The following is a 6,279-nucleotide window of genomic DNA, read 5'->3' as shown; positions in this document are numbered from 1 at the left end:
TTATTGGTTACAGTTCACTATAGCTGTACAGGCTTTTTTCTATAAACGGTAGAAGGTGTGGGTGCTGATCTTAGAATGAGAATGCCAGAGATCATGTATAGAAACGATGCGATATAGAACAAGCTTCCAATTGTTAAGAAATCAATTAGAAACCCTGTTAACATAACGGCTATCGCTCCCCATACACTTGTCCAAAGATGATAACTTCCTATCTTTTTTCCTGCCTGGATGCCATCCGACAGCCTCGCCAAAACGGTTTTTTCCGATGTTTTTTGTATGGCACCAAGGATACCCATTACAATCTGCACCAGATAGAGAGCAGTAACTGTTTCAATGATAGGAACAATCAGCATCATCCCTGCCATCCCCCATGTATGTATCAGAATGAAGGTACGGTCACCTATTTGATCAGAAAGCCTGCCAATTATAGGATGAACAAGCGCGCCAGTCAGTGCAAAAAGCCCATAAGCTAACCCGAACTGCGAGTAACTGTCACCAATGTTACGAATGAGAAGCAGATAGAAGGGAAAGACCATTGAACTAGCTGTCATTAAAAGGCTTTGTGCCGTTACAAATGTGCGATAATTCATTGTGCATACACCTCATAAAAAAGATTTTTAAACCGCTCATCAGGATCGAGCTCCCGCTTTTTCTGAAAGAACTCATCAATACGTGGATATGCTCGTTTTAGTTGTTTCTTTGACGGATATGAATAATAAGGTAAGTAATAGCTTCCATTATGATCTAGCGTTACATCAATCATCTTCTGAATAACTTTTTCTGTTTTCTTTATCTCTTTTTCTGAACGTCCTTGATTGATCAATAACACAAGAGCAAACATATCGTTTTTCGCATAAGACAGCACGGCATCCTCGTCATGCTCCACGTACCGGATTGTGATATTTAAAAGGTTAAGATCTTCCTCTTTTAACACCGTTCTTAGTTCGTCAATATATGAAGCAAACTCATCTACAGGAACAAAATATTCTTGCAGCACTTCTGTTCGATTGGCGTTTTCATATTCCATAAACGTACTGTCTGATCTCATTACATTATTTCTAGATTGATAGTTACCATTGCTATTTTGAAAATGTTTCTTCTGAGTATCCCAAAATACATCTTTTCCCCAATCACTATAACGAGACATGCCTAACATGAATTTTGGTAGCACCACGTTTTCTTCTTCATTTAACTTTGAATATCTACTTAACTTCCTTTGATCTTCTGCCAACACATAGTCTGTTACATACATTTCTTCTAAAAAGGTCTTAGGGGCTACAGATAAGCGAGCAAGATGCATTTTCACATTCTCATCATTCTTTACCTTTTTCTTAAAATGCTCTTCATATTCTCGGTAATCCATTGTAGATATGCGATGTTGATACAATTCATCATCAGCCAACCGCAGTGTGACATCGAGTATGACTCCAAAAAGACCATAACCGCCTATCACATATGAAAAGTATTCACTATTCTCTTTACGACTCACAGTAATGATTTCTCCATCTGGCTTCAGTAAGCGAAAAGAATTCACTGTATCGATTAAAGATCCATACCGTATATCACGCCCATGAACATTTACACTTAGAGCACCTCCAACCGTAAAAATATTCTGCGATTGCATGACTTGAATAGATAGACCGTATGGATTAATCTTCTTTTGAATATCTGCCCATGTAACGCCACTTTGGACCGTTATCGTTTTTTCTGTTGGGTTGAAGTCCAATATCTTGTTGTATCTCTTCATGTCGAGAAGTGTTCCATATGGATAGACCGTATGACCTCCCTGACTATGCTGCATCCCAGCGATTGAGATCGACTTTTCTTGTTTGACCCATTCTTGAAGATCCTTAGTAGAATGAGTGCTCTTAACCTCTTTCATTTTAGTCGGTAAAAGTTTTCCCGCATCTTCTACTACCACTGTTTCCTGTTTGTGTGAATGGATGGAGGTACTTGCATAAAAAGCTATACCATATAAAGAGATACCTATTAGAAAAAACATTCTTTTCATAACATCACCTCAATAGTTAAGTGTAATTTTACACTTTAATTATAAAATGACACGCAGGTGGTTAGCAATCATTTTTTTTAGAAACACATTGTGGATTATTAAAAGAAAAGAATTTAGACGCGTCTTTAACTTAAAAATGGTGATTCGTACAAGCACTCCTTCTAGCATTTCATATAGTAATAGTGGGGGTGATATGATTGGGTAAGAAAAGAAAAGAACTTATGGAGGCTATTAATTCTCTAAATGCTAACGGCACAGAGACTGAAGCGGAAGTGACTGCTGAAAACGGTGCTGAAAATGGTGCAGTTGAAGCTTTACGCTCTATCTTAGGTGATGGTCTTAAACGCAAGAAGTCAAAAAAGTCTACTTGTAAAAAGTCTAAAAAGTCCTCAAAAAAGTGTAAGAAATCTAATGGAAATGATTCTGGTGGAACCGCTCCTGGCGAAACAGCTACTGACAGCTGTTGGGAATAATCCTCGAATTTAAAAAGCTCCCTCGATTAAGGGAGCTTTTTCATGATGTTATTTGCTAGCTCAAAACTTTTGTAAAAGCATTTTGTTTCAGATAAGTAAGTGTTGCAGCTCCAAGTAAATTTGCCGCTATTAACAGAGCATCTTCATTAATCTTAAACTTTGGGTGATGGTGTGGATATACTTCCTCCCACGCTTCATCAAGAGCACCAGTAAAAAAGAACGTGCCTGGAACTCTTTCTAAGTAATAAGAGTAATCTTCTCCCCCCATTTGCGGTTCGATCTCTTCAAGTTCCATAATGCCAGGAACTTTTCTCGCTACATCAACTACAAATTCTGTGTCGTCCTTATGATTTACAACAGCCGGATATCCACGTTTAAATACATATTCATAAGAAGCGTCTGATGCAAGACACGTACCTTTTGCGATGCGATCGATCTCTTGTTCGATGGCAACTCGAACGTCTTCCTTAAATGTGCGAACCGTACCTGTTAGCTTTGCTGTATCCGCGATAACGTTGAAAGCATTTTTTGCCTCAAACGCACCGACTGATACTACTGCTGCATCTAGCGGATTAACTCTACGACTCACGATTTGCTGAAGGTTTGAAACAAGCTGGGATCCAATAACAATGCTGTCTTTTGTTTTGTGTGGCTGAGCACCGTGGCCACCTTTACCTTGTACTTTTATTGTGAACGAATCGGCTGCTGCCATAACGGGACCTGTACGATAACCAATCGTCCCTGTTGGCATCGTTGCCCAAAGATGCGTTCCGTAAATGACATCGACTCCATCCAGACAGCCATCCTCAATCATTGCAATAGCTCCCCCAGGGGCGAGTTCCTCTGCATGCTGATGTATAAAAACGATGGTACCTTCTACTTCGTCCTTTAGCTCTGATAATACTTTTGCCAGTACTAAAAGAGTTGCTGTATGGCCATCATGCCCGCACGCATGCATGACACCAGGTACTTTAGATTTGTATGGAGATTCATTTTCTTCCTGAATTGGAAGTGCATCAAAATCCGCTCGAAGTGCTACAGTCTTACCTGGTTTTCCACCTTTTAATGTAGCAACTACTCCACGCCCACCGACCCCTGTTCGCACATCTAATCCTAATTTCTCGTGATATGATGCGATATATGCTGGTGTTTCGACTTCTTCAAATGACAGTTCAGGATTTTGGTGAAGATGTCGGCGTATCTTCACCATTTCATCTTGATAGTTTGCCAAACGGCTAAATAATTGTTCCATTCCCGCTCACTCCTCTTATCATCTACATTCTTATATATTCGCCAGGTCCTAATGGAAGTCCTAGCACGTACCAGACAGCAAATAAAATACACCAAAAAATCGTATAAGCGATCGTATAGGGAAGCAATGAGGAAATCAAAGTTCCCATTCCCATATTTTTATCAAACTTTTTCGCAAACGTTAGCAGGATGGCGAAGTATGCAAGCATCGGAGTGATCGTATTCGTGATTGAATCACCAATTCTATAGGCCATTTGGGTAAAAGCTGGACTATAATCTAAAGCCATAAACATCGGGACAAATACAGGTCCTAAAATAGCCCATTTTGCAGATGAACTAGCGATTAGTAAGTTAACAAGAGCTGTGAAAAGAATAAATGAGAGCAATAAAGGAAGTCCTGTAAACCCTGATTCTTTTAAAAAGTCTGCACCTGTTATCGCGATGATCGAACCTAAATTGCTCCAACTAAAATAAGCGATCATCTGAGCTGCAATAAAAGCAAGTACGATATAGTACCCCATACCGCTCATCGCTTTTGTTAAATGCTCGGCTACGTCTTTGTCGTTTTTTAATACCTTAGAGCCGAATCCGTAAGCCATGGCTGGTATCAGGAAGAAAAGAAGCATGATCGGAACCAATGAATCCATAAACGGAGAATCGATAAGTTCACCTGTTTTCGGATGGCGAAGCATAGCACCTTCTGGAACGGTCACAAGCAGAATGATAGCTGAATAGATGAATAGAGAGATCGTCGCCCACTTTAAGCCTCTTTTCTCTTCAGAAGTTAAGGCTTGTTTCTTCACTTCAAGATCATCAGGAATTTGGTAATCCCCAAGTCTTGGCTCTACAATCTTTGTAGTCACCCAAACAGCAACAGGTAATAGCACAAAAGTCGAGGCAAGCATGAAGTAGTAATTCATAGCAGGATTTGCTGTATACGTTTTATCCTGAAGATGAGCTGCTGACTCTGTGAAACCAGCAAGCATTACATCGAGCATACTAATGATGATGTTTGCACTAAATCCGCCAGCAACTGCCGCATAGGCTGCTGCAAGGCCAGCGATCGGATGACGTCCCAGAGTGAGAAACACCATTGCTGCTACAGGAGGGAGTACGATTAAAGCAGCATCAGCCGCTGCGTTTCCTACGATCCCAATAAAGATGATGATCGGTAAGATGAGTGCTTTTGGTGAGGCTAATACGACTCTGCGCATAAATGCTGATATCAAACCTGTAGATTCAGCCAAACCTACTCCGAGCATAACGACGAGCACAAGGCCTAGGGGCGGAAAATTCACAAAGTTACTAACTAACTCACTCAACATCCTAATGATTCCTTCTTCATTCAAAAGGTTGACCGCTATAATTTTTTCATTATTGGCCGGATTCACTGCACTCCATCCAGCGACTCCAGCTATGAATGAACCTAGCAAGATAACAGCCGTAATGATGACAAACAAAGTAAGAACATCCGGTAGTTTATTTCCATTCTTCTCTACCCAGTCCAACAGTCGGTTAAAAATATTTTTTTTACTGTTCTCAGGATTTGGCGTGTTTGGTGAAGGTATTGCTTTCAGCGCTGAACGTGACATGGACATCCTCCCTTTGTTTATGAATTTTCAGAAAAAATATAAATTTCTTCACATTCTACCGTCTCTATCATTCGGTTTCAAGGGGTCATTTAGAACACTACTTTTTTACTAGACAACAGGTTCTATAAGGATAGAGAGTCATGTAAGGGCTTTCGGTTGCAGAATATTCTTACACTTTTAAATTTACCTTACTCTATCCTTTCGCTATAATTAATACATTATTGCACAGAAAAAACGATTTTCAGATAAAGATAAGGGAGAGAACACCATGGATCTTTTATTAAAAGAAAGTCTGAAAGCAAGCTACAACGAGCAAGCTGATTCACGTGATCAATCAGAGATTCAGAATTGGAAGTTTGACGAACTAAATGCCTTTGTAGCTGCACTTACATCTAGTCCAAAAAATCACCAATATACCGTTCTTGATCTTGGAGCTGGATCAGGTCAGCACGGAAAATACTTATCTCAACATCACTTGGATGTGACGTGTATCGATCTCTCTCCTAACATGGTAGAAACGTGCCGTGCAAAAGGTTTAAAAGCAGAAGTGATGGATTATTACAAACTACTTTTTGATGCTGAATCTTTTGATGCGGTATGGGCGATGAATACGCTTCTTCACGTTCCAAAGGTAAGCCTGCCTGCTGTTCTTAAAAACATTCATACCGTTCTCGCTCAAGACGGACTGTTTTACATGGGTGTTTATGGAGGGAAAGATTCTGAGGGCGTGTGGCAAGAAGATTCGTATATTCCGAAGCGGTTCTTCTCGTTTTATACAGATGAAGATTTACTTGAAGTGGTAGCTCCTCTATTCGATGTACAAGATTTCCACGTTGTTACAGAAGCTGGACAAGGTATAGGTATGAACTTTCAATCCTTACTTTTACGTAAGAAAGCAATCATAGACTAATTACAGCGTTTATTTAAAAGATTATTTGCTTGATTAAGTTGT

The 6,279-nt window shown here is 39.9% G+C and carries 6 protein-coding genes; 2 read left to right on the top strand and 4 right to left on the bottom strand.

Annotated features, from left to right (window positions below; translation table 11 throughout):
* Positions 1-17: 17 nt before the first annotated feature.
* Positions 18-590: an MFS transporter gene (locus tag P4V41_RS17175; RefSeq protein ID WP_328086390.1), complete on the bottom strand. Its 573-nt coding sequence runs from the start codon at positions 588-590 to the stop codon at positions 18-20.
* Positions 587-2,011, bottom strand: a complete 1,425-nt coding sequence (locus P4V41_RS17170) for an FAD-binding oxidoreductase (protein ID WP_328086388.1) — start codon at positions 2,009-2,011, stop codon at positions 587-589. The genes P4V41_RS17175 and P4V41_RS17170 overlap by 4 nt, the downstream gene beginning before the upstream one ends.
* Positions 2,012-2,208: 197 nt before the next feature.
* Between P4V41_RS17170 and P4V41_RS17165 the strand changes: the two genes are divergently transcribed.
* Positions 2,209-2,484: a hypothetical protein gene (locus tag P4V41_RS17165; RefSeq protein WP_328086386.1), complete on the top strand. Its 276-nt coding sequence runs from the start codon at positions 2,209-2,211 to the stop codon at positions 2,482-2,484.
* A gap of 55 nt (positions 2,485-2,539) precedes the next feature.
* On the opposite strand, the gene P4V41_RS17160 is transcribed toward P4V41_RS17165, so the two are convergent.
* Together P4V41_RS17160 and P4V41_RS17155 are read right to left on the bottom strand one after the other, a co-directional pair.
* Entirely contained in the window at positions 2,540-3,736 is a 1,197-nt protein-coding gene (locus P4V41_RS17160) for a M20 family metallopeptidase (protein WP_328086384.1), read from the bottom strand.
* Positions 3,737-3,758: 22 nt separating this feature from the next.
* Positions 3,759-5,327, bottom strand: a complete 1,569-nt coding sequence (locus tag P4V41_RS17155) for an AbgT family transporter (RefSeq protein ID WP_328086383.1) — start codon at positions 5,325-5,327, stop codon at positions 3,759-3,761.
* 268 nt (positions 5,328-5,595) lie between these two features.
* Between P4V41_RS17155 and P4V41_RS17150 the strand changes: the two genes are divergently transcribed.
* Positions 5,596-6,237 (top strand): class I SAM-dependent methyltransferase, encoded by a 642-nt coding sequence (locus P4V41_RS17150; protein WP_328086382.1) that lies wholly within the window; start codon positions 5,596-5,598, stop codon positions 6,235-6,237.
* The last annotated feature ends 42 nt before the right edge of the window (positions 6,238-6,279 follow it).

The sequence above is a fragment of the Fictibacillus nanhaiensis genome (assembly GCF_036213205.1).
Classification (GTDB): domain Bacteria; phylum Bacillota; class Bacilli; order Bacillales; family Fictibacillaceae; genus Fictibacillus; species Fictibacillus nanhaiensis_E.
Note: the sequence above shows the minus strand (reverse complement) of the source record. Positions and strands in the feature narration are given on the sequence as shown.

Bases quoted from the DNA above. Each gene is read 5' to 3' on its own strand.
- P4V41_RS17160 (WP_328086384.1), bottom strand. From the start codon at position 3,736: ATGGAACAATTATTTAGCCGTTTGGCAAACTATCAAGATGAAATGGTG.
- P4V41_RS17150 (WP_328086382.1), top strand. From the start codon at position 5,596: ATGGATCTTTTATTAAAAGAAAGTCTGAAAGCAAGCTACAACGAGCAA.
- P4V41_RS17175 (WP_328086390.1), bottom strand. From the start codon at position 590: ATGAATTATCGCACATTTGTAACGGCACAAAGCCTTTTAATGACAGCT.
- P4V41_RS17155 (WP_328086383.1), bottom strand. From the start codon at position 5,327: ATGTCACGTTCAGCGCTGAAAGCAATACCTTCACCAAACACGCCAAAT.
- P4V41_RS17170 (WP_328086388.1), bottom strand. From the start codon at position 2,011: ATGAAAAGAATGTTTTTTCTAATAGGTATCTCTTTATATGGTATAGCT.